General features: G+C 65.2%; 19 protein-coding genes. 3 read left to right on the top strand and 16 right to left on the bottom strand.

What is annotated here, in order from left to right:
- Nucleotides 1-81: 81 nt before the first annotated feature.
- The 9 genes from F6X62_RS19380 to urtA all read right to left on the bottom strand — a co-directional run bounded on the left by F6X62_RS19380 (nt 82) and on the right by urtA (nt 8,684).
- A complete protein-coding gene (locus F6X62_RS19380) occupies nt 82-1,059 on the bottom strand; it encodes an AAA family ATPase (RefSeq protein WP_256674053.1) in 978 nt (325 codons plus the stop codon).
- Between the two features lie 3 nt (nt 1,060-1,062).
- A complete protein-coding gene (locus F6X62_RS19375) occupies nt 1,063-2,106 on the bottom strand; it encodes an aliphatic amidase (protein WP_054892783.1) in 1,044 nt (347 codons plus the stop codon).
- Between the two features lie 15 nt (nt 2,107-2,121).
- The gene (locus F6X62_RS19370; protein WP_125930866.1) at nt 2,122-2,466 is read right to left on the bottom strand and encodes a zinc ribbon domain-containing protein; all 345 of its coding nucleotides are present in this window, start codon (nt 2,464-2,466) and stop codon (nt 2,122-2,124) included.
- A 12-nt stretch (nt 2,467-2,478) separates the two neighbouring features.
- Nucleotides 2,479-3,708 carry a formamidase gene (fmdA, locus tag F6X62_RS19365; protein WP_063542572.1) on the bottom strand — a complete coding sequence of 410 codons (1,230 nt, stop codon included), beginning with the start codon at nt 3,706-3,708 and terminating at the stop codon, nt 2,479-2,481.
- Between the two features lie 94 nt (nt 3,709-3,802).
- Entirely contained in the window at nt 3,803-4,492 is a 690-nt protein-coding gene (gene urtE / locus F6X62_RS19360; RefSeq protein ID WP_054892780.1) for an urea ABC transporter ATP-binding subunit UrtE, read from the bottom strand.
- A 10-nt stretch (nt 4,493-4,502) separates the two neighbouring features.
- Nucleotides 4,503-5,261, bottom strand: a complete 759-nt coding sequence (urtD, locus tag F6X62_RS19355) for an urea ABC transporter ATP-binding protein UrtD (protein WP_153774441.1) — start codon at nt 5,259-5,261, stop codon at nt 4,503-4,505.
- Nucleotides 5,258-6,445 (bottom strand): urea ABC transporter permease subunit UrtC, encoded by a 1,188-nt coding sequence (urtC, locus tag F6X62_RS19350; RefSeq protein WP_153774440.1) that lies wholly within the window; start codon nt 6,443-6,445, stop codon nt 5,258-5,260. Before urtC ends, urtD begins: the two co-directional genes overlap by 4 nt.
- 10 nt (nt 6,446-6,455) lie before the next feature.
- The gene (urtB, locus tag F6X62_RS19345) at nt 6,456-7,373 is read right to left on the bottom strand and encodes an urea ABC transporter permease subunit UrtB (protein ID WP_054892777.1); all 918 of its coding nucleotides are present in this window, start codon (nt 7,371-7,373) and stop codon (nt 6,456-6,458) included.
- Nucleotides 7,374-7,439: 66 nt separating this feature from the next.
- Entirely contained in the window at nt 7,440-8,684 is a 1,245-nt protein-coding gene (gene urtA / locus F6X62_RS19340) for an urea ABC transporter substrate-binding protein (protein WP_153774439.1), read from the bottom strand.
- 318 nt (nt 8,685-9,002) lie between these two features.
- On the opposite strand from urtA, the gene F6X62_RS19335 reads away from it, so the two are divergent.
- Both F6X62_RS19335 and F6X62_RS19330 read left to right on the top strand, forming a co-directional pair.
- The gene (locus F6X62_RS19335; RefSeq protein WP_153774438.1) at nt 9,003-12,380 is read left to right on the top strand and encodes an ATP-binding protein; all 3,378 of its coding nucleotides are present in this window, start codon (nt 9,003-9,005) and stop codon (nt 12,378-12,380) included.
- Entirely contained in the window at nt 12,355-13,056 is a 702-nt protein-coding gene (locus F6X62_RS19330) for a response regulator (RefSeq protein ID WP_063542561.1), read from the top strand. The genes F6X62_RS19335 and F6X62_RS19330 overlap by 26 nt, the downstream gene beginning before the upstream one ends.
- Before the next feature lie 81 nt (nt 13,057-13,137).
- Here the strand turns inward: F6X62_RS19330 and rocD are convergent, their stop codons facing one another.
- The 7 genes from rocD to F6X62_RS19295 all read right to left on the bottom strand — a co-directional run bounded on the left by rocD (nt 13,138) and on the right by F6X62_RS19295 (nt 21,920).
- Nucleotides 13,138-14,328: an ornithine--oxo-acid transaminase gene (gene rocD / locus F6X62_RS19325; RefSeq protein ID WP_153774437.1), complete on the bottom strand. Its 1,191-nt coding sequence runs from the start codon at nt 14,326-14,328 to the stop codon at nt 13,138-13,140.
- Between the two features lie 12 nt (nt 14,329-14,340).
- Complete coding sequence (locus F6X62_RS19320; protein WP_153774436.1) at nt 14,341-15,459, bottom strand: succinylglutamate desuccinylase/aspartoacylase family protein; 1,119 nt, start codon at nt 15,457-15,459, stop codon at nt 14,341-14,343.
- 73 nt (nt 15,460-15,532) lie between these two features.
- Nucleotides 15,533-16,780, bottom strand: a complete 1,248-nt coding sequence (locus tag F6X62_RS19315) for an OprD family porin (protein ID WP_153774435.1) — start codon at nt 16,778-16,780, stop codon at nt 15,533-15,535.
- Between the two features lie 119 nt (nt 16,781-16,899).
- Nucleotides 16,900-18,537 carry an ABC transporter ATP-binding protein gene (locus F6X62_RS19310; protein WP_125930873.1) on the bottom strand — a complete coding sequence of 546 codons (1,638 nt, stop codon included), beginning with the start codon at nt 18,535-18,537 and terminating at the stop codon, nt 16,900-16,902.
- Nucleotides 18,534-19,424, bottom strand: coding sequence for an ABC transporter permease (locus F6X62_RS19305; protein ID WP_081255193.1), 891 nt, complete (start codon nt 19,422-19,424; stop codon nt 18,534-18,536). Before F6X62_RS19305 ends, F6X62_RS19310 begins: the two co-directional genes overlap by 4 nt.
- Nucleotides 19,421-20,362: an ABC transporter permease gene (locus F6X62_RS19300; RefSeq protein WP_153774434.1), complete on the bottom strand. Its 942-nt coding sequence runs from the start codon at nt 20,360-20,362 to the stop codon at nt 19,421-19,423. The genes F6X62_RS19305 and F6X62_RS19300 overlap by 4 nt, the downstream gene beginning before the upstream one ends.
- Nucleotide 20,363: 1 nt before the next feature.
- A complete protein-coding gene (locus tag F6X62_RS19295; protein ID WP_054892856.1) occupies nt 20,364-21,920 on the bottom strand; it encodes an ABC transporter substrate-binding protein in 1,557 nt (518 codons plus the stop codon).
- Between the two features lie 416 nt (nt 21,921-22,336).
- Here F6X62_RS19295 and F6X62_RS19290 point away from each other — a divergent pair, with 416 nt between their 5' ends.
- A complete protein-coding gene (locus F6X62_RS19290; RefSeq protein WP_054892768.1) occupies nt 22,337-23,254 on the top strand; it encodes a LysR family transcriptional regulator in 918 nt (305 codons plus the stop codon).
- Nucleotides 23,255-23,270 lie beyond the last annotated feature (16 nt).

The following is a 23,270-nucleotide window of genomic DNA, read 5'->3' as shown; positions in this document are numbered from 1 at the left end:
TGCCCGAAATCCAGCGCGCAATCCTTGCCCTTCGCGTTGTCTGCTACGCGGGTAGACTCGCTACCACGGCCCTGCCCCTGCTCAGGCGCAGCGCGTGACCAGTAGCCGTTCGCCGCGCAGTGTCACCTTCATATCCCCTTTCCCGTCAGCGTCCAGCAGACAGTCGGCAATCGCCGGCTCCAGCACCACCCGCACGCGTCGCCCAAGGGCCCTGGCCCCGAAACGTACGTCGTGCCCAGCGATCAGCCAGGCCCGCGCCGACTCGTCCAACTGCACGCGGCGCTGAGGCCCCAGGCGCTGCGCCAGCCTGGCCAACTCGATATCCAGCAACGCTTCCAGCCAGCGCTCTTCGATGCGCTCGAACATGAGGATGCGGTCGATGCGATTGAGAAACTCCGGTTCGAATCGCTGGTGCAGCGCGCGCTCGAGCACCTGCACCTCGGACTCGCCGAACAGCGCCAGCCATCGCCGCCATCCCCGACGCATCCGCCGCCCGGCCTCACGCGCCCCCACGTTGCTGGTCATGAAAATCAGGCTGTTGCGAAAGTCCAGGGTGCGGGTGCCGCCCGCCAGGGTCAGGCGGCCGCTTTCGAGGATGCCCAGCAGGCTGCGCAGCACCTGGTCGCTGGCTTTTTCCAATTCATCGAACAACACGATGCCAGGGCGGCTGTAGCTGCCGGCAATCAGTGTCTCGTCGAACAGGCTGATGCCTTCCTTGCTGCCCACGTAGCCCGGCGGCGCCCCGGTCAACGACGCGGCGTAATGCTCCTGGGCCAGGGTCTGCATGTCGATGCGACACAACGCGTCGGGGCGGCCATGGATGGCCTGGGCGAGCAGACGCACGATCTCGGTCTTGCCGACCCCGGTCGGGCCCATGAACAGGTTCACGCCGAGCGGGCGCCCAGGGTCGCTGATGTCGGCCTTGAGCACCTTGAGCTGCGCCTCCACGGCCGCCAGCGCCACGTCCTGCCCGACGATGCGCTGGCGCAGCAGGCTCATCACCTGCTGCGGCTCGAACACGAAACGCGAGACCGGCGCACACGCCTGCAGAGACGACATGCCTCAACCCACGCTGCGTTCTTGGCCTTCGTGGGGCAACTGCCCCACCGGGCAATCGGCTACGCCGACCGTACGCCGGGTGATGCGCTCGACATTCTCCTGGGCTTTCTGCGCATCCAGTACCCAGGTGCGGTAGAACTCGAAGGGGCAGTCGGCCACGCCCTTGTCGCCGTCGCCAGAGTCGAACACCCCGGTGTAGCCGCGGTGCAGCAACTTGAACAGGTGGTTCTGCGACTGGTCGTTGGCACGCGCATCGCGGATCTGCGAGATCGACAACTGGGCGTACTGGATACCCATCTCCTCCTCACCACACTCCCCCAGGGTACGGCCATCGAAGCCGATGATCGCCGAATGGCCAAAGTACGAGTACACGCCATCGAACCCCGCGGCGTTGGCCACCGCGACGTAGCAGTTGTTGGCCCAGGCCATGCTCTTGGACATCTGCACCTGCTGTTCCTTGGCCGGGTACATGTAGCCCTGGCAGCGCACGATCAGTTCGGCGCCCTTCATCGCGCAATCGCGCCAGATCTCCGGGTAGTTGCCGTCGTCGCAGATGATCAGGCTGATCTTCATGCCCTTGGGGCCGTCGCAGACGTAGGTGCGATCGCCCGGGTACCAGCCCTCGATGGGGCACCAGGGGATGCACTTGCGATAGCGCTGGACGATCTGCCCCTGGTTGTCGATCAGCACCAGGGTGTTGTACGGCGCCTTGTGCGGGTGTTCCTCGTGACGCTCGCCGGTCAGGGAAAACACCCCCCAGGTGTTGGCCTCGCGGCAGGCCGCCGAGAAGATCGCAGTTTCCTCGCCCGGTATGCTCGCGGCAGTGGCCATCATCTCGTCGTGGTCATAGAGGATGCCCATGGTGCTGTACTCGGGGAAGACCACCAGGTCCATGCCAGGCAACCCCTGCTTCATGCCCTTGATCATTTCGCCGATCTTGCGGGCGTTATCGATGACTTCGGCCTTGCTGTGCAGGCGCGGCATCTTGTAGTTCACGACAGCAACGCCGACGGTGTCGGGGCTGCTGGAAATATCGCCGTGGCGCATGAAAACGAACCTCGTTCAGTGGCTGATCATCCAGGGCCGCGGCCCGGTCTTGCGCTTGAGGCCGAGTGGGTTGGCCTTGGTCGGCTCCACCGCCTTGCTTGGCGAACAACAACCACAGCCGGCCGGATGGCGCCGCTGCTGGTACTCGGCGACGGTCTGCGGCGCATGGGCGCTGCGTTCGTTGGTGGCGATGGCCTGGCGCTGGCTGGCGGACAGGGTGGCCAGTGCCGGCGCCGATACCTGCAATCCGCCGGCGGCCGTGCCGCAATACGGGCACTGGCACGGCTCGTGGCGCTGGGCGATCGGTCGCAGCATGCTGAAGGTGCCGCACTCGGGGCAGGCATATTCGTAGGTCGGCATGGCGGCGCCTCCTTACAGGTCCGGGGCGATCGGCAGATCGACGCTGCCGTCCAGGTGCCTGGTCGGGCCGCTGGCGCTGGGATTGATGTCGAAATCGAAGATCTCGGTCGGCAGCCACAGGGTGGCGCAGGCGTTGGGGATGTCCACCACGCCGCTGATGTGCCCCTGCACCGGCGCCGAGCCCAGCAAGGCGTAGCCCTGGGCCGGGGAATAGCCGAACTTGGTCAGGTAATTGATGGCGTTCAGGCAAGCCTGGCGATAGGCGACGTTGACGTCCAGGTAGTGCTGCTGGCCGCTTTCATCCACCGAGATGCCTTCGAAGATCAGGTAGTTCTTGTAGTTCGGGGTAATCGGGCTGGGCTTGAATACCGGGTTCCTGATGCCGTACTTGGCCATGCCGCCCTTGATCAGCTCGACTTTCATGTGCACCCAGCCGGCCATCTCGATGGCGCCGCAGAAGGTAATCTCGCCATCGCCCTGGCTGAAATGCAGGTCGCCCACCGACAGCCCGGCACCCTTGACGTACACCGGGAAGAAAATCTTCGAGCCCCGCGACAGGTCCTTGATATCGCAGTTGCCGCCATGCTCGCGCGGCGGCACGGTGCGCGCGCCGGTGGCGGCGGCATCGTCACGGGCCTGGCCCTTGAGCTTGCCCATGTGCGCGGTGGCGGCCAGCGGCGGGTTGGCCAGCGGCGGTACGCGGGTGGGGTTGGTGTCGATCAGTTCCTGCTCGCGGCGGTTCCAGGCGGCGAGCATCACCGGGTCTGGCAGGCAACCGATCAGCCCGGGGTGGATCAGGCCGGCGAAATTCACCCCAGGGATGTGCCGGGAGCTGGTGAACATCCCCTTGAAATCCCAGATCGCCTTTTGTGCGCTGGGGAAGTGATCGGTGAGGAAACCGCCGCCGTTCTGCCGCGAGAAGAAGCCATTGAAGCCCCACATCGAGTCGGCCTTGGCGCCGATGTCGAGCAGGTCGACGACCAGCAGGTCACCCGGCTCGGCGCCCTGCACGCCCACCGGGCCGGACAGGTAGTGCACGGTCGACAGGTCGACATCGCGCACATCCGAGGCATCGTCATTGTTCTTGATCGCCCCGGCGGTCCAGTCGTAGGTCTCGAGGATGAAGTCATCGCCCGGCTTGACCCAGCAGGCCATGGGGATGTCCGGGTGCCAGCGGTTGTGGATCTGCTCGTTTTCGGTGGCGGGCTGGTTGAGGTCGACTTTGATCAGGGTATCGGTCATGGCAAAGCTCCTGGACAGTAAGGTTTAGTGCATTGCTGACAGTCTTGAACGCAGGTGCGGATCGGCCAATACGTCGGATGACGTAGCAGGCCCGCTACACCGAGAGGTAACGGCTGATGGTGGCTTCGTCGACGTTGGCGCGGGTCTCCTCGATCACGAAGCGGCCCTTCTCGATCACCAAAAAGCGGTCGGCAATCTCGAGGGTGAACGACAGCACCTGTTCGGAGACCACGATGGTCAGGTCGCGCAGGTCGCGGATCTCTTTCAGGGCGCGGGCGATGTCCTTGATGATCGACGGCTGGATGCCCTCGGTCGGTTCATCGAGCAGCAGCACCTTAGGGTTGGTCGCCAGGGCACGGGCAATCGCCAACTGCTGCTGTTGTCCGCCGGAGAGGTTGCCGCCCTTGCGTGCGCGCATGTCATGAAGCACCGGGAACAGTGCATAGAGGTCCTCGGGCACCTGGCCCTTGGCCGAGGCAGGCAGACCGGTCTGGATGTTTTCCAGCACGGTCATGCTGGGGAAGATCATCCGTCCCTGGGGCACGTAGGCAATGCCGTGCTCGACCCGTTCATGGGTGTCCAGGCCGGAGACTTCCCGGCCATCGACGCTGACCTGGCCGCGCCACTGTGGCAGCAGCCCCATCAGGCTCTTGAACAGCGTAGTCTTGCCCATGCCGTTACGCCCCATCACGGCGACGATTTCGCGCCTGGCCACCGCCAGGTCGAGGTCGTGGAGGATCTGGCTCTGGCCGTAGCCACAGGACAGTTGCTTGACGTTGAACATGCCGGCTTCCTCAGTGGCCCAGATAGACTTCGACGACCTTCGGGTTGTTCTGCACCGCCTCCATGCTGCCTTCGGCCAGGACCTTGCCCTGGTGCAGCACGGTGACCTTGTGCGCGATGCTCTTGACGAACTCCATGTCGTGCTCGATGACCAGCACCGACCGGCCCTGGCTGATGCGCTTGAGCAGCTCGGCGGTCTGTACCCGCTCGCCTACGCTCATGCCGGCGACCGGCTCGTCGAGCATCAGCAGGTCCGGGTCCTGCATCAGCAGCATGCCGATCTCCAGCCATTGCTTCTGGCCGTGGGACAGCAGGTCGGCCTGCTGCTCGAGCAGGTCACCGAGAAAGATCTCCCGCGCCACCTCCTCGACCCGCGCCACGACCGCCGCACCGCGCTTGAAGAACAGCGCGCCGAACACCTTGCGCCCGGCCGGATACGACATCTCGAGGTTCTCGAACACCGTGAGGTTTTCGTAGATCGACGGGTTCTGGAACTTGCGCCCGACCCCGGCGCGCACGATGTTGAACTCGCGCATGCGGGTCAGCTCCTTGCCGTCGAACAGGATGCTGCCGCTGGTGGCGCGGGTCTTGCCGCAGATCAGGTCGAGGACCGTGGTCTTGCCGGCTCCGTTGGGGCCGATCACCACGCGCACCTCGTTGCGGTCGATGTACAGGTTGAGGTTGTCCACGGCCTTGAAGCCGTCGAAGGATACGGTCAGGCCCTCGATGGCCAGGACCGGCTTCTTCATCTCGAAACCGATGGGGCTCATGGCTGGGTCTCCAGGGAAGCAGGTTCAGGTGCAACGCTCGGTGTGCCAGGACGGCTCGCCGGCGCCACGGCCTCGGGTACAGGTGCCGGTCGTGGTGTACGTCGCAGCCAACGTGCCAGGGCCTGGCGCCCGTGGCTGTCCCACAGCCCGGCCAGGCCGTTGGGGAAGTACATGACCACGGCGATGAACAGCCCGCCCATCAGGTACAACCACAGCTCGGGGAGCGACTCGGAAAAGTAGGTCTTGCCGTAGTTCACCAGCAGCGCGCCATACACCGCGCCCAGCAGTGACATGCGCCCGCCGACAGCGGTGAAGATGACCATCTCGATAGAGGGCACGATGCCGACGAACGAGGGCGACATGAAGCCGACCTGCAGGGCGAACATCGCCCCGCCAATGGCCGAGAACGCCGCAGCGATGCAGAACACGAAGATCTTGAAGGTGGCCACGTCATAACCGGAGAACCGGACCCGCTCCTCCTTGTCGCGCATCGCCATCAACAGCCGGCCCAGCTTGGACTTCAGCACGAAGCGGCCAATGAAGATGCAGCCGAACAGCAGCGCGGCGTTGATGAAGTACAGGATCAGCTTGGCGCTGTCGGTGCGCAGGTCCCAGCCCATCAGGGTCTTGAGGTCGGTGATGCCGTTGACGCCACCGGTCAGGCCCTGCTGGCCGATGATCAGCACGGTGAGGATCAGCGCGATGGCCTGGGTGACGATGGAGAAGTACACGTCGCCCACCCGCCGCTTGAACAGCGCCATGCCAATCACGAAGGCCAGCAGCACCGGCACCAGGATCACCGCCAGCAGGGTGAAACCGAAGCTGTTGAACGGCACCCAGAACAGCGGCAGCTCGGTGAGCTGGTTCCAGTCCATGAAGTCGGGGATGCCCGGCGTGGTCTGGATCTTGGTGCTGACCGGGTCGGAGGCTTCAAGCTTGAGAAACATCGCCATGCAGTACCCGCCCACGCCGAAGAACACCCCCTGCCCCAGGCTGAGGATGCCGCCGTAGCCCCAGCACAACACCAGGCCCACGGCAACGAAGGCATAGGTCAGGTACTTGCCCACCATGTTCAGGCGGAAGGCGTCCAGGGTCAGCGGGAACACCACGAAAATCAGCAGCGCCAGCAGCGCCACGCCCAGCAGGTTGGGCTTGCCTGCCAGCATCTTGTCCAGAACGTTCATCGGCTCGCCTCTACTTGCGCACTTTGATGGAGAACAATCCTTGCGGGCGCAGCATCAGGATCAGGATCACCCCGGAGAGGGTCAGCACCTTGGCCATCGAGCCGCTGAGGAAGAACTCCGAGATCGATTGGGTCTGGGCGATGACGAAGGCCGAGGCCATGGTCCCGAACAGGCTCTGCGCGCCGCCGAAGACCACCACCAGGAAGGTGTCGACGATGTACTGCGCGCCCGAGGTGGGGCCAGTGGAGCCGATGGTGGTGAAGGCCGCGCCGGCCACCCCGGCCACCCCGCAACCCAGGGCGAACGTCATGCGGTCGACCTTGCGCGTGTTGATGCCCACCGCCCGGCTCATCAGGCGGTTCTGCACCGTGGCGCGCACATGCAGGCCCCAGCGTGAGCGATACAGCAGCACGAAGATGGCCGCCGTCAGCAACACGGTCAGGGCGATCATGAACAGGCCGTTGCGCGGGATCTCGATGGCGTCGGTGAGGTTGAACGAGCCCATCAGCCAATCCGGCGGCGTCGCACTGACCTCACGGGCGCCGAACACCGAACGGAAGGTCTGCTGCATGACCAGCGACAGGCCCCAGGTCGCCAGCAGCGTATCGAGCGGGCGCTTGTACAAGCGGCTGATCATCGCCCACTCCACCAGCCAGCCGATGGCACCGGCGACCAGGAACGACAGGGCGATGGCGAAGAAAAAGTAGTACGGCTGGAAGCCCGGGGCGAAGTGGCTGGTCAGGCTGGAGCAGACGTAGGTGGTGTAGGCGCCGATGGTCAGGAACTCGCCGTGGGCCATGTTGATGACCCCCATCTGGCCAAAGATGATCGCCAGCCCCAGTGCCATCAACAGCAGCACGCAGAACACGGACAGGCCGTTGAACCCCTGCATCGCCGCGATGGCACCAAATTCCGATAGCCATTCCATGATGATGGTCTCCTGCTGTGGGATGGGAGCGCCGCGCCCCGGCATGCCAGGGCGAGGGCCGAGGGATTACTGGTAGCCCTTGGGGAAGGGGTTCGGCTCGATCAGGTCGGACTCGTAGACCACCTTGAACTGGCCGTTGGGCTGCACTTCGCCGATGCGCGTCTTGCTCCACAGGTGATGGTTCTCGTGCACCTTCACGTAGCCTTCCGGTGCTGTGGTGAGCTCGATGCCTGGCGAGGCGGCGACCACCTTGTCGACGTCGAAGCTGCCGGCCTTCTCCACCGCGGCCTTCCACAGCCATGGGCCGAGGTAGGCGGCCTGGGTCACGTCGCCGATCACCGCGTCCTTGCCGTACTTGGCCTTGAAGGCCTCGACGAAGGCTTTGTTGTTGGGGTTGTCGAGGCTCTGGAAGTACTTCATCGAGGCGTAGAAACCGGCCATGTTCTCGCCGCCGATCCCCAGCAGTTCGTCCTCGGTCACCGACAGGGTCAGCAGGGTCTGCTTGGCCGCGTTCACGCCGGCGGCGTTGAGTTGCTTGTAGAAGGCCACGTTGGAGCCACCGACCACGGCGGCGAACACCACGTCGGGCTTCTTCAGCTTGACCTTGTTGATCAACGAGCCGAACTGGGTGTTGCCCAGCGGGTAGTAGTCCTCGCCGACCACCGTGCCGTGCAGCACGTTCTCGATGTGCTTGCGCGCGATCTTCATCGAGGTGCGTGGCCAGATGTAGTCCGAACCGACCAGGTAGAAGGTCTTGGCGCCCTTGGTCTTGGCGATCCAGTCGAGGCTGGCGAGGATCTGCTGGGTCGCCTCCTGGCCGGTGTAGATGACGTTCTTGGACTGTTCCAGACCTTCGTAGAAGGTCGGGTAGTACAGCAGGCCGTTCTCTTTCTCGAAGATCGGCAGCACGGCCTTGCGCGAGGCCGAGGTCCAGCAGCCGAACACCGTGGCGACCTTGTCGTTGACCAGCAGCTTCTTGGCTTTTTCGGCGAAGGTCGGCCAATCGGAAGCGCCATCTTCCTGGACCACCTTGATCTGCCGACCCAGCACGCCGCCTGCGGCGTTGATCTGCTCGATGGCCAGGCGCTCGGCCTGGATCGAACCGGTTTCGGAAATCGCCATGGTGCCGGTGGCCGAATGCAACTGACCGACCGTGACTTCGGTGGCAGTGACGGCCAGGCCGGTGCTATTGGCCTCGTCGGCCAGTGCGCCCTGGCTGAGCACGCTCGCCGCCAGCAGCGACAGCGCGGCGGCGCCCAGCGCCAGGCGGCGCGGCAACAGACCTTTGGTGCGGATCAATCGTGGTTCCATGCTGCTACTCCTATGCGGTGGTGGCACCAGCATGGAGCTGCACGACAGCGACAGGTATACGCAGCCTGACGTAGCGGCGTACGTCATTTGACGTAGGGTGAATTGCACCAGCATAGGGCAGGATGCCGGGGCGACTGTCTTTGTGAGTCAGTGGCGGCCTCTTCGCGGGTAAACCCGCTCCCACAGGTACCCCGCTGATTTCGGAGCCTGCGGGGTACCTGTGGTAGCGGCCCCGACAATCCCAGGGCATGAAACTTGCTCGATTCCCAACCACACCCGCCAGGCACGGACCGCCACCACCGCAGGAGCCACCTCACCGTGCCAGCCCCCGGTACCCAGCGCATCGCCAAGATCCGCCGCGACTACAACCGCTGGGTCGCCGACGAGACCATGGAGGACTACGCCCTGCGCTACACCCCCAAGTCGTTTCGCAAATGGTCGGAAACCCGCATCGCCAACACCGCCCTGGGCGCGGTGTCGTTCCTGGCCCTGGAAGCGATCGGCGGGGTACTGGCGCTGAGCTATGGCTTCACCAACACCTTCTGGGCGATCCTGGCGGCGAGCCTGGTGATCTTCTTCACCGGCCTGCCCATCAGCTACTACGCCGCCCGCTACGGTGTGGACATGGACCTTCTGACCCGGGGCGCCGGCTTCGGTTACATCGGCTCGACCATCACCTCGCTGATCTATGCCAGCTTCACCTTCCTGTTCTTCGCCCTGGAAGCGGCGATCATGGCCCTGGCCCTGGAGATGTACTTCCACATCCCGCTAGCCTTCGCCTATGTCATCTGCTCACTGCTGGTGATTCCGCTGGTCGCCTATGGCGTGACCCTGATCAGCCGCCTGCAACTGTGGACCCAGCCCCTGTGGCTGGTGCTGCTGGTGCTGCCCTACCTGTTCGTGCTGCTGAAAAACCCCCAGGCCTTCAGCGACTGGACCAGCTTCCAGGGCCGTAGCGCCAGCGGCGGCGATTTCAATCTGCTGGCGTTCTGCGCCGCCTGTACCGTGGCGCTGTCGCTGGTGACGCAGATCGGCGAGCAGGTCGACTACCTGCGCTTTCTCCCCGAAAAGACCGCGGCCAACCGCAAGCGCTGGTGGGCCGCACTGCTGTGTGCCGGCCCCGGCTGGATCGTCCCCGGCGCCCTGAAGATGGCCGGCGGCGCCTTCCTGGCGTTTCTTGCCCTGCAGCACGAGATCCCCATCGAGCACGCCGCCGAACCCACGCAGATGTACCTGGTGGCCTTTCATTACGTGTTCGCCTCACCGGAGTGGGCACTGGGGGCGATGGTGCTGTTCGTGTTCGTCTCGCAGATGAAGATCAACCTGACCAACGCCTACGCCGGCTCCCTGGCCTGGTCGAACTTCTTCGCCCGGGTCACCCACAGCCACCCTGGGCGCGTGGTATGGCTGGTGTTCAACGTGGCGATCGCCCTGATGCTGATGGAGCTGGGCGTGTTCGATGCCATCGAGCAGGTACTCGGGCTCTACGCCAACATCGCCACGGCCTGGATCGGCTCGGTGGTCGCCGACCTGGTGATCAACAAACCCCTGGGGCTGTCACCGAAACACATCGAGTTCAAACGCGCGCACCTGTACGACATCAACCCGGTGGGCGTCGGTTCGATGCTGATTGCCTCACTGCTGTCCATGCTCGCCCACGTCGGCCTGTTCGGCGCCCTGGCCCAGGCCGCACCGCCGCTCATCGCCCTGGCCACGGCGCTGCTGGCGACCCCCGTGCTCGCGGTGCTCACGCGCAGCCGCTACTACATCGCCCGCAGCAGCGACCCGCTGCAGTTGCAGCCCCTGACACCGCTCGCCCAGGTCACCTGCGGCCTGTGCAGCAACCCGTTCGAAAGCGCCGACCTGGCGTTCTGCCCAGCCTACGCCACGCCGATCTGCTCGCTGTGCTGTTCGCTGGACGCCCGTTGTGGCGACCGCTGCAAACCTCCACAGGCACGGCTGTCGGCACAGTTCGAGAGCCTGCTGCGCTGGCTGCTGCCCAACACCGAACTGCCGCGCCTGCACACGCGCCTGATGCACTATCTCGGCCTGCTGCTGGTGTTGATCCTGCTGCTCAGCGGCGCCCTGGCACTGATCTACGGCCAGGCCTCGCAGGCCCTGCCCGTCTCGGCCCAGGCCACCCTGCAACAAGCGTTCTTCAAGGCCTTTCTGGTGCTGTCGGTGCTGGCGGCGATCCTCGCCTGGTGGACCGTGCTGACCCGCGAGAGCCGCCACGTGGCCCAGGAAGAGTCGAACCGCCAGACCCAATTGCTGATGCAGGAGATCGCCGCGCACCGGGTCACCGACCAGGCCCTGCAGGACGCCAAGGAAGCCTCCGAGGCCGCCAACGCGGCCAAGAGCCGCTACATCACCGGGTTGTCCCACGAGCTGCGCACGCCGCTCAATAGCATCCTCGGTTTCACCCAGGTCCTGCAGCGTGACGCGGCCATGCCGGCCCAGCACCAGGATGCCCTGGCGACCATCCTGCGCAGCGGCTCGCACCTGTTGTCGCTGATCGACGGCCTGCTCGACGTGGCCAAGATCGAGGCCGGCAAGCTGCGCCTGGAGCAGACCGAGATCCCCTTCCCCGAACTGCTCCACGACCTGGAGCTGATGTTCACCCCGCAAGCACGCGACAAAGGCCTGCGCTTTCACCTGGAGCCGCTCGGTGCGCTACCGGCGGTGGTACGCGGCGACGAGAAACGAGTGCGGCAAATCCTCATCAACCTGCTCGGCAATGCGGTCAACTTCACCGACAGCGGTGAAGTGCGTCTGCGTGTGGGCTACCTGCGCGAAACTGCGACCTTCGAAATCATCGACACCGGCATCGGCATCGACCCTGGCCAGCTCGAGCGACTCTTCCAGCCATTCGAGCGCGGCGACCTGATGCGCCAGGACAAGGGGGTTGGCCTGGGCCTGACCATCACCCGCATGCTCACCTCGCTGATGGGCGGCGAACTGCAGGTGCGCAGCGAGCGGGACAAAGGCACCTGCTTCCAGGTGCGCCTGTATCTGCCCCAGGTGCGCGCACCGCAGGCGGTGGTGCACGTGGCCCACGACATCATCGGCTACGACGGCCCCCCGCAGCGCGTGCTGGTAGTGGACGACCACGTCGACCACCGCAAGGTGCTCAGCGGCATGCTCACGCCGCTGGGGTTCGAGGTGGTGCAGGCCAGTAATGGCCATGAAGCGATCCGCCAGGTTGCCCTGCTCGGCCCGGACCTGATCCTCATGGACCTGTCGATGCCCGGCATGGATGGCTGGGACACCAGTCGGCTGATCCGTCGCAACGCCTTGTCCAAGGCTCCGATCATCGTCATCTCGGCCAATGCCCTCAACGACGAGCGCGCCCTGGCCAGCACCTGCAACGACTACCTGGCAAAGCCCGTGCGCACCCCCGACCTGCTCGAGCGCATCCAGCGCCAGCTCGGCCTGCAGTGGCGCCGCCGCCAGGCCACAGGCGCCTGCACGCAACGCGTGCTGCCGGCCTACGCCGAGCTGGTGGCCCTGGGCGAGCTCAGCGCCATCGGCCATGTGCATGGCATCAAGGCCCGGCTCGATGCAATCCAGGCCGAGGCGCCCGAGACGGCAGCCTTCCTCGACACGCTACGCCCGCTGCTGCGGCAATTTCGCCTGGACGAACTCACCCGCACCCTCAAGGAGGCCGAAGATGAATGCGCTGACCACCGCCCCTGAACCTGGCGTCGTGCTGATCGTAGACGACACCCCGGACAACCTCGCGCTGTTGTCCGACGCCCTCAACGACGCCGGACACATGGTGCTGGTCGCCCTCGATGGCCTGAGCGCACTGAACCGCATCGAACGCCGACGCCCTGACCTGATCCTGCTCGATGCGATGATGCCGGGCCTGGACGGTTTCGAGACCTGCCGGCGCATCAAGGCGCAGCCCGCCAGCAGCGACATCCCGGTGCTGTTCATGACCGCCCTCACCGAAAGCGCACATGTGGTGCAAGGCTTCGAAGTCGGTGGCAGCGACTACGTGACCAAGCCGATCCGCATCGACGAAGTATTGGCCCGTGTTGCCGCCCATCTGCGCACCTCTCGCTCGTTGCTGTCGGCACGCGCAGCCTCGCAGCCTGCGACCCTGAGCCTGGACGATGCGCCGGCCAGCCGGTTGCTGTCGGCGCGTTTCCAGTTGACCGGACGCGAAGTCGAGGTGCTGCGCTGGGTGGCCTGCGGCAAGACCAACCGCGACATCGGTACCATCCTCGACCTGAGCCCACGCACCGTGAACAAGCACCTGGAGCATGTGTACATCAAGCTGGGGGTGGAAACCCGTACCGCTGCCACCGCGGTGGTGCTGGCGGCGCTGAGCCGCGATGGCAGCACCCTGGACAATGTGCTTGCCTGAGCGGGCCTCTTTGCGGACAAGTCGGGGCGCCGAACCGTCGCACCCACAAAGGACGGAGGCCCCCGCGACAGGGTCGATACCTCAGCCCAGCAGGACCTGCTGGATGCGCTCCAGCCCCCAGTCCAACTCGTCGCGGCTGATGCACAGCGGCGGCGCGATGCGCAGCACGGTCTCGTGGGTTTCCTTGGCCAGCACGCCCAGCGCCATCAGTGCCTCGCAGTATGGCCGCGCAGGGCGATCCAGCTCGATCCCGACCCACAGCCCACGGCCACGGATATCACGCACGAACGGGACGGCCATCTCACGCAAGCGCTGTTGCAGGTAGGCGCCAAGCTCGGCACTGTTGTGCGCCAGTTGCTCGTCTTCCAGCACGCGCAGCGCCTCCAGGCCTACCGCTGCCGCCAGCGGATTGCCGCCGAAGGTCGAACCATGGCTGCCAGCATCGAACAGGTCCATCAGCGCATGGTCGGCGATGAACGCCGAGACCGGCAGGATCCCGCCGCCCAGCGCCTTGCCGACGATCAGGCCATCCGGGCGAATGCCCTCGTGCTCGAAGGCGAAGGTCTTGCCGGTACGCCCAAGGCCGGACTGGATCTCGTCAAGAATCAGCAGGGTGTTGGTGGCGTCGCACAGCTCGCGCAACTGACGCAGGAACCCCTGTGGCGGCACGCGAATGCCGGCCTCGCCCTGGATCGGCTCGATCAGCACGGCGCAGGTATCCGGACCGATGGCTGCACGGAAGCTATCGATATCGCCGAAGGTCGCCGTGTCGAAACCGTCGCTGAACGGGCCGAAGCCATCCTTGTACTGCGGCTCGGTGGAGAACCCGACGATGGTAGTGGTGCGACCATGGAAGTTGTCGGTGGCGGTGACGACTCGCGCCTTGTCACGGGCGATGCCCTTGACCCGATAACCCCAGCGACGCGCAGCCTTGATCGCGGTCTCCACCGCCTCGGCACCGCTGTTCATCGGCAAGGCGGCCTCGAAGCCTGCGATCTCGCACAGGGCTTCGAGGAAGTGACCGAGGGTTTCGGAGTGGAAGGCTCGCGATACCACGCTGACCTTCTGCAACTGGGCGATGGCGGCAGCGACGATGCGCGGGTGGGCGTGGCCATGGCTGACCGCCGAGTAGGCCGACATCATGTCCAGGTAGCGCTTGCCGTCGCAGTCCTCGACCCAGACACCCTGGGCACGGCTGATGGCCACCGGCAGCGGCGAGTAATTGTTGGCGCCGAAGCGCTGTTCACGGTCGATGATACGGGTGATGTTCATGAAAACTCCTGATCAGGCGCTGAGCAGCTTGCCGGTGCGAATGGGGGTGGTGCCGGTGACGCGTCCCAGCGGATCGCCAGGGCGCACGAAGCGCACGTCGCGGCGCATGTACAACACGCCAGCGGTGGCGCTGCGGACCGTGGTCACCTCGCCGCTGAGCGGGTCGATCAGGTCGAACATCGGTTCGCCCGGCTGTACCTGGGTGCCCAGGGCAACGCGGTGCACCAGCACGCCACCGACCGGGGCGATGAACTGCTCGCTGCCAGCCAGCGGGGTGCCCGGCCACAGCAGTTCCGGCAGCGCTGCCGGCTCGCCGCTGATGAAGCCGGCATGGCACAGGTAGTCGATGATGGCGCCAGCATCCTGTTGCGCCAGGGCGCTATCGACGTCGCGCTGGCCACGGTGCTCGACGGTCACGCAGGCATTGCCCAGCGGGATCGGGTAGGCGCCTTGCAGACGCTCGCGCAGGCGCCACCAGATCAGGCTCAGCGCCTCGTCGAACGACAGCGCCTGGGAGTCCACCGACAGCAGCGAAGCCTTCGCGCCAATGTAGCGGGCCAGCGGCTCGACCTGCTCCCAGCTCCATTCGGAGGTGTACAGGTGCATCACCGCCTCACGCGAGCAGTGCAGGTCCAGGACCAGGTCGGCATCGTGTGCCAGCAGCATCAGCCGACGCTGCAGCGACGCCATTTCATCGCGCGGGGCGATCGCCTCCAGGCTTTGCTGCCAGGCGGCGCGCACAGCCTTGAGGTTGTGCTGGGCATCGTCGGTGAGTTCCCCTTCCACCCGCTGCAGGATCGCCTCGAGCGGGAAGGGAAAATCACGGTTGTAGTTGCGCCCGCTGGCCAGTTCGAAACGTCCGCTCGGCGCGCCCATGACGAACTGGGCGAGCCCTGCCGGGTTGGCCACCGGCACCAGGACGATCTGTGCCGTCAGCCGGCCTGCCGCCTCCAGCGCCAACAGGCGCTGGCGCAGGTCGGTGGCGACCAGCATCGCCGGCGTTTCGTCGGCGTGCAGGCAGGCCTGGATGTACACCTTCCTGGTGTAGACGTCCGGCCCAAAGTGCTCGCTGACGATCTCGCGTTGGGTGCCGTGGGTGGCAGTGAGCAGTGGATGTGCGATTCGTTTCATACAGAATTCCATGGCCGCGGGCGGCGTCGTTCATGAAGCAGAAGGCAAGCCACCTCCCGCAGGAAACCCGGCGCTACCAGAGCGCCCAGGTGTACCCCACGATGAAGCGGTTCTCGTTGATGTCGTTGGCATAGCTGGAGTTGAGCTGGGCATTGCGCCAGCGCAAGGACAAGCCCTTGACCAAGCCGGACTGCACCACGTAGCCGATATCCAGGTCGCGCTCCCACTCACGGCCCTGCTCGCCGACCAGCTTGGTGGTTTCGATCCCCCAGCCCTGGGCGTAACGCATGCCGAAGGTCAGGCCCGGCACGCCGAGGGCGGCGAAGTCGTACTCGTAGCGGGCATGCCAGGCACGCTCGTTGGTCTGCGAGAAGTTGACCAATTGATACTCGGTGAACAGGTAGGTGTTGGCGCCATCGACATACGGGAACGGGGTGTCGCCGTACTGCTTCTGGTAGCCCACGCCGAAGTTGTGGCCCGCCCACTCGTAGCTGAAGCGGGTGCTCAGCGCGCGGTTGTCGACCTTGCCGGCCAGGCCTGCGCCGTCCTTGTCGGCATCCCAGTAGCGCAACTCGCTGCGCACGGTGCCGGGGCCGAACTTGAAGGCATGCTTGAGGCCGAAGAAGTGCTGCTGGTAGAGGCGCTCGAGCTCGCCGTAGTAGTAGCTCAGCTGCAGGTCCGGCAGCAGGTTGTAGTCACCGCCCGCGTAGCGGAACTGATTGCTGGTGGCGGCTTTGTATGCGCCGTTCTGGGCGGTCATGCTCATGGTTTCGCGGTCGGTCGACTCGCGGTCACGCATGCGGTCGAACTGGCCCAGGCCCAGGGTCAGGTCGGAGATGTCCTTGGAGCTGACGGTCGCGCCCTGGAAGGTCTGCGGGAACAGGCGGCTGGTGTTGGGTTGCAGCACCGGCAGCTTGGGCACCTGCTCGCCGACACGCAGCTCGGTCTTGCTGATGCGCACCTTGCCGGCCACGCCGAGCTTGGAGTACTCGTCGGCGGCACGTCCGTCACTGCCCTTGGGCAGCAGGCCGGTGCCGGAACGGTCGGGGCTGGAGTCCAGCTTCACGCCCAGCATGCCGGTGACATCCAGGCCGAAGCCGACGGTGCCTGGGGTGTAGCCGGAGATGAAGTTGAAGGTGAAACCCTGCGCCCATTCGTCACGCTTGGACTGCTTGGAGGCCTCGCGGTAGTCGCGGTTGAAGTAGTAGTTCTTGGTATCCAGGTTGGCGCTGGAGTCCTTGAAGAAGTCGGCCATGGCCGCCCCCGGAAGGACCGTGACGACGCTCGCGCCCATCAGGATTGTCTTGAAATCTCGGTTCATGTCTGTGCTCCCCACCTTCTTGCTTTTTTCGTTGTTGGATGTTTTGAAGGCATGACTTCCCCCTGGGCGCTCAACCGGGGGTTGGCGCCATCCGAGGAAGGTGAATCAAGGTTTGTGGATCAGCTCGTCGCAGGCGTCTGGCGCAGCCTGAAACCGCCACCTTCGAGCTTCTCCAACGGGCACGACGCTGCCAGCAATTGCCGGGTATAGGCATGCTGAGGGCGATCGAAGATCTCGTCGCGCGGCCCGATTTCCACCACATCGCCCTGGCACATCACCGCGACCCGGTGAGCGATGCGCTCCACCGCTGCCAGGTCGTGGGAGATGAACAGGCAGGCGAATCCGTACTGCTTCTGCAGGCGCTCGAACAGCTCGAGGATCTGCTTCTGCACAGTCATGTCCAACGCCGAGATCGGCTCGTCGGCCACCACCAGGCTGGGCCTGCGCACCAGCGCCCGGCCGATTGCCACACGCTGGCGCTGGCCACCGGACAGCTCGTGCGGCAAGCGGTCGATCAGGCGCTCCGGCAGGTTGATGTCGTTCAGCGTCGCCAGCACTCGAGCGCGACGCTGGGCCGGGCTCATGTCCGGCACATGGCGCAGCGGCTCGGCGAGAATCTGGCCAATGCTCATGCGCGGGTTAAGCGAGGAGAACGGGTCCTGGAAGATCATCTGGCATTGCAGGCGATGGCTGCGATTGGCCGCCTGGGCAATGTCGTGGCCCTGGAAACGGATCTCGCCAGCGCTGGGCTTGACCAGCCCGACGATGGCCCGACCCAGGGTAGTCTTGCCCGAACCACTGCCGCCCACCAGCGCCAGCGTCTCGCCCGGCGCGATGTGCAGGTTGGCGCCATGCACCACCCGCCGCGCCTCGCTCTTGCGCCACATCCGGCGCGGGCCGGGATAGGCGATCTGCACGCCATCGATCTGCAACAACGGCGCGTTGGCCTGCGGCAGTGGCGGCAACTCTCCACGGCTGGGCAGTGCTTCGAGCAACTGACGGGTGTACTCGGCACGGGGGTTGAGCAGTACCTGGTCGATTGGGCCCTGCTCGACCTCCTTGCCATTGCGCATCACCACCACCTTGTGTGCATAGCGTGCGACCAGCGACAGGTCGTGGCTGATGAACAGCACGGCGGTGCCCTGCTTGGCAGTCAGCTCGAGCATCAGCTTGAGCACATCGAGCTGGGCCAGGCAGTCGAGCGCGGTGGTCGGCTCGTCGGCAATCAGCAGCGCCGGGCGCAGCAGCATCACCGAGGCGAGCATGATGCGCTGACGCATGCCGCCAGAAAACTCGTGCGGGTAGGCCTGCAGGCAGCGCTCGGCGTCGCGGATGCCGATGTCGCCGAGCATCTGCAGGCATTTCTGGCGAATGGTCTGCTCGTCGAACTCGGTGTGCAGGCGCATGCCTTCGGCCATCTGCTCGCCGATGCGCAGTGCCGGGTTGAGCGACACCATGGGTTCCTGGAACACCATGCCGATCTTCGCCCCGCGAATCTCGCGCAGGGCTTGCGGGCTCAGGCTGCCAAGGTCCTGGCCCTGGAAGCGGATGCTGCCACCGCATACCCGCATCGGCGGCGGCAACAGGCCGATGGCGGCACGCGCGGCCATGGTCTTGCCGCTGCCGGACTCGCCCACCAGCGCCACGATCTGGCCCGGGGCGATGTCGAACGCCAGGTCATCGACCACCACCGGGCCATCGACACCAGCGCGGATCTTCAGGCCCTCGACGGCCAGCAAGGGTTGGGTCTGGCTCATTGCAGCGTCCTCATGCGCGGATCGAGGCGGTCGCGCAGGGCGTCGCCGGCAAGGTTGAAGGCCAACAGCGAAAGGGCAATGCACATGCCGGGGAACAGCCCCAGCCAGCCCGCGGAGGCAATGAACGGACGGCTGGCGGCAAGCATGTTGCCCCAGGTCGCAGCGGGTGGCGGCACGCCCAGGCCGAGGAAGCTCAGCGAGCTTTCGGCGAGGATGGTCCAGCCGAACATGCTGGTGGCGATCACACACACCGGCGCCACGCAATTGGGCGCGACATGGCGCAGCATGGTGTACAGCTCGGAGTTGCCGATCACCCGCGAGGCCTCGACGAACTCGCGCTCGCGCAACGACAGCACGCTGCTGCGCACCACACGCACCACCGACGGCGTGTAGGCGATGCTCAGGGCCAGGATGATGCCGTACTGGCTCGGGCCGATGATCGCCATCAGCGCCAGCGCCATGAGAATCCCCGGGAAGGCCAGCAGGGTGTCGTTGATCATCATCAGCACCCGGTCGACGTTGCCGCGCAGGTAGCCGGCGAGCAAACCGAGAATGGTGCCGCAGGTCACCGCGACGATCACCGTCAGCAGGCTCACCCACAGGCTGGTGTGTGCGCCGACCATCAGGCGGCTGAGCACATCGCGGCCGTATTCGTCGGTGCCCAGCCAGTGCGCGGCCGAAGGTGGCTGCAGGCGCGTCAACAGGTCCAGGCGCACCGGATCATGGGGCGTCCAGACCAGGCCGAGCAAGGCCACCAGGGTCAGGATCGCCAGCAGGGTCAGGCCGACCAGCGCGTTCAGTTGCAGCGGCCGACGGCGACGAGCGCGCGGGGCCGGCGTGGATGACATGTCCGCAGGGGACAGGGTCGGAGTCTGAGGCTTGCTCATAGCTTCACCCTTGGGTCGAACAGTGGGTACAGCAGGTCCACCAGCAGGTTGACCAGTACGAAGATGAAGGTGACCAGCAACAGGCAGCCCTGCAGCACGGGATAGTCGCGACCGAAGATCGCATCGACCATCAGGCGCCCGATTCCAGGCAAGGTGAACACCGTTTCCAGCACCGCGATACCGCCCAGCAGGTTGCCCAGGATCAGCCCGATCAGGGTCATGGTCGGGGCGAAGGCGTTGCGCAGGGCGTGCTTCCACAGCACAGCGCTTTCCGGCAGGCCCTTGGCCCGGGCATGGGTGATGTATTCCAGGCGCAGCACCTCGATGGCATTGGCCCGGGCCATGCGGGTGATCGCACCGATCTCCACCAGGGTCAGGGTCGCCACCGGCAGGATCATGTAGCGCATCGACTGCCAGGCGTCCTGGTCGAAGCTCACGTAGCCCACGATCGGCAACCAGCCCAGCTTGATGCCGAAACCATAGAGCAGCAGCAGGCCCAGCCAGAACGACGGGATCGACAGCAGCAAGGTGGCCACCGCCACCACCGACAGGTCGAGCGAGCCGTTCTGTTTCCAGGCCGCCAGCATGCCGGCGGGCACCGCGATCAGGCTGGCGAGCAGCACGGCGATCAGCACGATGCTGGAGCTGACGCCGAAGCGCTCGAGCATCATCGGCAGTACCGCTTCGCGGGTGGTGATGGAATGACCCAGGTCGCCACTGAGCACGGCCTTGAACCAGATCACGAATTGCACCGCCATCGGCTGGTCGAGCCCCAGGGCCTGGCGAGTGCTCGCCAGGCTCTGTTCGTCGGCCATGTCACCGAGCATCAGCAGGGCCGGGTCGCCCGGAATCAGCCGAATGATGGTGAACACCGCTACCGCGATCAGCAGCAGGGTCGGGATCGCCATGCCCAGCCGCTGAAGGATGTACCGAAACATGTCAGCTCTTCCCCTGGTTATCGAGGCTGATCATCCACAGGCGCGGCTTGGACACCGGCCATGGGCGCTGGCCCTGCACGTACTCGCGGGTCACGGTGATGGCATTGCCGTTGTACAGCGGGATCAGCGGCAGGTCGCGCAGCATGTCCTTGTGCAGCTCGTCGAACAGCGCCTGGCGCTTGGCCGGCTCGCCTTCGCGGCGGGCTTCGGCGATCAGTTCGCGGGCCTTGGCGTCATCCCAGACCTTGCGCGGCTCCTTGCTCTTGTCGCCGGCGGCAGCGTCGTAGTTCAGCGCCGGGTCCAGGCGCTCGGAATAGGTGGAAACCATCACCTGGTAATTACCGCTCTGGTAGCGCTCGAGCTGGGTGCCCCATTCCATGGTCTGCAACTGGATGTTCAGGCCGACCTGGCTGGCCATGGCCTGCACATAGACGGCGATGTCGAACATGTTCGGGTAGCGCTTGTTGGTGATCAGCTGGATCGGCTGGCCTTTGTAGCCGGCCTCCTTGAGCAGCCGTTTGCTTTCTTCGGGCGAGTAGCCCCAGCCCTTGTCCTGCGCCGCGGTGTGGTAACGGCTGCCCAAGGCGACCATCGAAGGGTTGGGCTTGGAGCGGCCTTCGGTCAGCGCGGTGACGATGGTGCTGGTGTCCAGCGCATGGGCCAATGCCTGGCGCATGCGCACGTCGGAAAACAGCGGGTCCTTGGTCTGGAACAGCACGGCGCTGGTCGACATGGTGGTGCTCGCCGAGATACGCACGCCAGGCAGCGCCTCGAGCTCCTTGGCTTCCAGGGCACTGACGTCGTTGAGCATGTCGACGTTGCGCGACAGCAGCGCAGCCTTGGCGGCGGCCGGATCCGGGATGATGGTCATGTGCACGCGGTCGAGGGTGGTCGACTTGTTGCCGGTATAGCCATCGGCAGCCTCGTCACGCGCCTTGTATTCGGCGAAACGGTCCAGGTCGACGTATTGACCCGGCTTCCAGGTCGCCAGCTTGAACGGGCCGGTGCCGATCGGCGTGGTCCATTCACCATTGACCACCGAGTCGGGGTGCATGATGCCGCTGCCACCGCACTCGGGCAGCGCCATGCTGGCCAGGAACAGGGCGTTGGGCTGGTCGAGGGTGAAGACCACGGTCTGCGCGTCAGGGGCCTTGATATCAACGATCTTCGCGCCGCTGTGGCCGTCGAACGACGCGGTGCAGCGCCACTGAGTGGCCGGGTCCATGTAGCGCTGCCAGGTCCAGAGCACTTCCTTGGAGGTCAGCGGCTTGCCGTTGTGGAAGGTGACGCCGTCGCGCAGCTTGAAGGTGTAGGTCAGGCCGTCGTCGGAAGTGACGACTTCCTTGGCCAGCAGCGGGCCGACGCTTGCGTCTTCGCGGAAGGCGACCAGGCCTTCGAACAGGTGCAGCACCACCGCATCGGAGTTGGTGTCGCGGTTGACGCCTGGCTGGGTGCTGCGGATGTCGGCGTTGAGGGCGACATTCAGGGTGTTTTGTGTCTGAGCGTTGGCGCAGATGGAGGCCATCAGGCCAGTCATCAGAATCAGAGTCTTGTTCAAGTTATTCCCCTCGGGCTCGAGATCCAATGCAGTCGGCGGCAGAGTCGTGAAAGGTTGCGCCCCGATCCGGGAACTCGTTGTTGTTGTTATGACCGTGGCTCTGGGGTGACGTACGCCCGAGGCCCGGTAGCGATGCCTGGCTCATCCTGTCTCAGGTAGCGTCGCTGCGTAAGCACACAAATTCCGATCATGAGTGGCATAGCCAATCACGCTGATCGCAGACTTGCCGTGCACCCCTGCCAAAAACTTTCGGCAAAGGCCATGCTGCGCTGGTCATAACGGGCTCTTCGCCCAGAAACACCTGATCCAATAAAGCTATCGGGATCAGCAAAAGCGCACTGACGGCAAATTCGATCGCTCTCTAACATGGCCGCATCAAGCACGGCCCCCACGCACCCTGCGGAGTTCGAACAATAATGACCCTGACCCACCTGCGCGCCTTCTGCTCCGTGGTCGACATGGGCAGCTTCCGGGCTGCGGCCCGCGCACTGAACATCGCGCAAAGCACCCTCACCCAGTCGGTCCAGGCCCTAGAGCGCGAGCTCGGCGGCCCGTTGCTGCACCGCACCAACCAGGGCATCCGGCTCAGCGACTCCGGCCAGCGCTTCATCGCTCATGCCCGCGCCATCCTGATGGACTGCGACCGCGCCGTGGCTGACGTCCGTGCACTGGTCGAACCCCAGGGCCATGTGGCCCTGGGCGTCACCTCCGAACCGCTGGCCGAACTGCTGGTGCCGGTGTTCGAAAGCTTTACCTCGCAGCACCCGCAGACCCGCCTCGAGGTGACCAGCGGTTCGACCAAGATCCTCATCGAGAAACTGCGCGAAGGCCGCCTGGACTTCGCCCTGTGCGCCCTGCCCGCCCATGTCGATGAAATCGACCTGTCCATCCAGCGCCTGCACGCGTCCCGCGCCGGGGTGATCGCACGCAAGGATCACCCGCTGCGTGATGCCCGCTCGGTACGCGACCTGACCCAGTGCAAATGGATCAGCGTGCGCCGCGACGGCCTGGTCGGCGGCACCGAGGGCCGCCTGATCGAGCTGTTCCGCGCCCACGGGCTGGGCATGCCGAAGATCGGTATCACCACCGAATCGCTGCTCGAGACCCTGCATATCGTCGCCGAGACCGACTACCTGACCATCGAGCCGGCGATCATTCCGTCGCTGAAACTGTTCTCCTCCTCGCTGGTGAAGATCCCCATCGAGGAGCGCCTGAGCCACCGCGACGTGGCCCTGATCACCCGCAAGAACGCGACGCTGACCAGCGTGGCCCAGGTCTTCATCGGCATGCTGGTGTCCTACAGCCGATTGGTCCACCCGCGCACCGCCGACTGAACAACGCCCCGCATCA

The organism is Pseudomonas sp. MNR3A, from assembly GCF_009650575.1.
Taxonomy (GTDB): domain Bacteria; phylum Pseudomonadota; class Gammaproteobacteria; order Pseudomonadales; family Pseudomonadaceae; genus Aquipseudomonas; species Aquipseudomonas machongensis.
This window is presented reverse-complemented; position numbering and strand designations above follow the sequence as displayed.